Genomic DNA, 3,370 nt, shown 5'->3' with positions numbered 1-3,370 from the left:
GCATTGGAGCGACGACCGTCGGCACCGGACGTAAGCGCCCCGGAGGCGAGCCGAGCCTAAGAAAAAAAGGGCCTAGCGGGCCACGGCGAGTCCGCCGGCCGCAGCGCGTCCAGGCCGCCGGGCCCGTGCAGGGCCGCGTACACCGCCAGGGTCCCGGTGATCAGGGTCGGGTTGTGCAGCTCGCCGGCGTGGATCAGCCGGACCAGCTCCTCGACCGGCACCCGGGCGGACTCCAGCTCCAGTTCCTCCCCGTGCGCCTCGTACCGCTCCCCCTCGGCCTCGGACAGGTCGGTGGCGAGGAAGAGCCGCAGTGCCTCGTCGGTGCCGCCGGGCGAGGTGTAGAAGTCGACCAGCACCCGCCATTCGCCGGCCTTGCAGTGCGCCTCCTCGTACAGCTCGCGCTGGGCGGCGTGCAGCGGGTTCTCGCCGGGCACGTCGAGCAGTCCGGCCGGCAGCTCCCAGAGGCGCTGGCGGACGGGGTGGCGGTACTGGCGCAGGATCAGCACCCGCTGCCGCTCGTCCAGGGCGAGGACGGAGACCGACCCGGGGTGGGTCTGGTAGTCCCGGCGGGCCCAGCTGCCGTCGGGCATCAGGACCTCCTCGGTGCGCACCCCGGTGACCCGGCCCTGGAAGGGGGTGGTGCTCCCCCGGATCTCCCACTCCTCCGCCACGTCGGCGACATCGGCGGTGCTGCGGTCGTCCATCACGCTCTCCCCTTTTCGTCAGTACGACACAATCTAACGCCGAACGGCGGCCCCGCAGGAATCGCGGGACCGCCGTCCGGGGAACGGACCGGGACTACTGGGCGTCGGCCGGCGCCGTCTTGATCTCGATCGCGGCCTTGACCAGACCCGCGAACAGCGGGTGCGGGCGGGTCGGCCGGGACTTCAGCTCCGGGTGGGCCTGGGTGGCCACCAGGTAGGGGTGCACCTCGCGCGGGTACTCGACGTACTCGACCAGGTCGCCCTTCGGGGAGAGGCCGGAGAACTGCAGGCCGGTCTTCTCCAGGTCCGCGCGGTAGGCGTTGTTGACCTCGTAGCGGTGGCGGTGGCGCTCCTCGACGTACTGCTCGCCCGCGTAGACCTCGCGGACGATCGAGCCCTCGGCGAGCTTGGCCGGGTAGAGGCCCAGACGCATGGTGCCGCCCAGGTCGCCCTTGCCGTCGACGATGGCCAGCTGCTCGGCCATGGTGGAGACGACCGGGTGCTTGGCCGCGGCGTCGAACTCGGTCGAGTTGGCCTCGGGCAGGCCGGCCAGGTTGCGGGCGGCCTCGATGACGACGCACTGCAGGCCCAGGCACAGGCCGAGCAGCGGGACCTTGTTCTCGCGGGCGAAGGTGATCGCGCCGACCTTGCCGTTGACGCCGCGGTCGCCGAAGCCACCGGGGATGCAGATCGCGTCCACGTCGCCGAGCTGCTCGCGGGCGCCCTCGGGGGTCTCGCAGTCGTCCGAGGTGACCCACTTGATCTCGACCCGGGCGTTGTTGGCGAAGCCGCCGGCGCGCAGCGCCTCGGTCACCGACAGGTAGGCGTCCGGGAGGTCGATGTACTTGCCGACCAGGGCGACCTTGACGATGTGCTGCGGCTCGTGGACGCGGCGCAGCAGGTCGTCCCAGGTGGTCCAGTCGACGTCGCGGAACGGCAGGTCCAGGCGGCGGACGACGTAGGCGTCCAGGCCCTCGCCGTGCAGCACCTTGGGGATGTCGTAGATCGACTTGGCGTCGATGGCCGCGACCACGGCCTCCTCGTCGACGTCGCACATCAGCGAGATCTTGCGCTTGATGGCCTGCGGGACCTCGCGGTCGGCGCGCAGCACGATGGCGTCGGGCTGGATGCCGATGTTGCGCAGCGCCGCGACGGAGTGCTGGGTCGGCTTGGTCTTGAGCTCGCCCGAGGGGCCGATGTAGGGGAGCAGGGAGACGTGCACGAAGAAGACGTTGTCCCGGCCGACCTCGTGGCGGACCTGGCGGACGGCCTCCAGGAACGGCAGCGACTCGATGTCGCCGACGGTGCCGCCGACCTCGGTGATCACCACGTCCACGTCCTCGGTCGCCATCCGGCGGATCCGGGACTTGATCTCGTTGGTGATGTGCGGGATGACCTGGACGGTGTCGCCCAGGTACTCGCCGCGGCGCTCCTTGGCGATGACGGTCGAGTACACCTGGCCGGTGGTGACGTTCGCCGAGCCGTGCAGGTTGGTGTCGAGGAACCGCTCGTAGTGGCCGATGTCGAGGTCGGTCTCGGCGCCGTCGTCGGTGACGAAGACCTCACCGTGCTGGAACGGGTTCATGGTGCCCGGGTCCACGTTGAGGTACGGGTCGAGCTTCTGCATCGTCACGCGCAGGCCGCGGGCCTTGAGCAGGGCACCGAGGCTGGAGGCGGTGAGGCCCTTGCCGAGCGACGAGGCGACACCCCCGGTGACGAAGAGGTGCTTGGTCGTCACGGCGCGGCCGTTCGATGCCTTGCCGGAATGGGGCTGTGCCAAGAGGGGGCTCCCGTGGGTCGCGTGTCGAAGGTGACGTGGTGGGAGGCTCGCGGCTCGCCGTCGCGACGGGGGAGGGCGGTGCTTCGCACGGGGCCCAGAGGGTCGTCGGTTCGGCCGGTCCGGGGCGTTTGATCCCACCGGTCCACGGGATACCAGGGTATCAGTGACCCGGCCCGGACGCGTTCCGGCCCGCCGTCGGCGGGCCTCGGGGGCCCGGTTTCCGGTCGGGGAGCCGCGGGGGCGCTCCCGGGGCGCACGCCAGGCGCACCACCGGCGCACCATCCGGCGCTACCGTCACAGCCGTCGCACCACCCGCCCGTCCGGGCCACCCGGCGGCGGCCCGGGGCGCTCGGCCGGGCCATCATCGGATCCCCACTTCGTGCCATCCGGAGCTGATCCTTCCGAGCCATCCTGACGGCCGCTCCCGCAATGCGCGGTATTTCCGCCGAAATGCGGCGCCACACCGCGCTGCGCCCGCGTGCTTCGCCCCTTTCGTCCGTCGTAAGCTGCTCGGACGCATCGCCGACAACACGAGCTCGCGGAGGGCGTGGGAGGGTCAGGAACCTCTCGGTCCCCGATGCGCGACCGGACCTCCCCGCAGTGCCGCTCCTCCCACCCACCCAGAGGCTCGACCGAGCCCTCGCGGATGCTCCGGCAAGGCCCGCCACCACCCCACGGAGGGCCGGACGTCCCAGGGTGGCGCCGGTCCCGCGGTCCCGCTGGCTCTCCCTCGGATCGCCGATGCGTCGTGACCACATTGCGAACTGGAGATCACGTGGCCGGCCGTATCGAGGACTACGCACTCATCGGGGACATGCAGACCGCCGCCCTCGTCAGCAGGGACGGAGCGGTGGACTGGCTCTGCCTGCCCCGGTTCGACTCGCCG

General features: G+C 71.4%; 3 protein-coding genes. 1 reads left to right on the top strand and 2 read right to left on the bottom strand.

All coding sequences use genetic code 11. From position 1 onward, the window contains the following. Positions 1–56: 56 nt before the first annotated feature. Both VR45_RS40600 and VR45_RS40595 read right to left on the bottom strand, forming a co-directional pair. Positions 57–704, bottom strand: coding sequence for an NUDIX hydrolase (locus tag VR45_RS40600; protein WP_045945001.1), 648 nt, complete (start codon positions 702–704; stop codon positions 57–59). A 94-nt stretch (positions 705–798) separates the two neighbouring features. Continuing rightward, positions 799–2,484, bottom strand: coding sequence for a CTP synthase (locus VR45_RS40595; protein ID WP_234371494.1), 1,686 nt, complete (start codon positions 2,482–2,484; stop codon positions 799–801). A gap of 757 nt (positions 2,485–3,241) precedes the next feature. Between VR45_RS40595 and VR45_RS49820 the strand changes: the two genes are divergently transcribed. After that, positions 3,242–3,370 (top strand): trehalase-like domain-containing protein (locus tag VR45_RS49820; RefSeq protein ID WP_234326673.1); only part of this gene is annotated, 129 nt, incomplete at its 3' end.

It is taken from the genome of Streptomyces sp. NRRL S-495 (genome assembly GCF_000966955.1).
Taxonomy (GTDB): domain Bacteria; phylum Actinomycetota; class Actinomycetes; order Streptomycetales; family Streptomycetaceae; genus Kitasatospora; species Kitasatospora purpeofusca.
The sequence above is the reverse complement of the archived record's forward strand: the minus strand, read 5'-3'. Positions and strand labels throughout refer to the sequence as shown.

Bases quoted from the DNA above. Each gene is read 5' to 3' on its own strand.
- VR45_RS40600 (WP_045945001.1), bottom strand. From the start codon at position 704: ATGGACGACCGCAGCACCGCCGATGTCGCCGACGTGGCGGAGGAGTGG.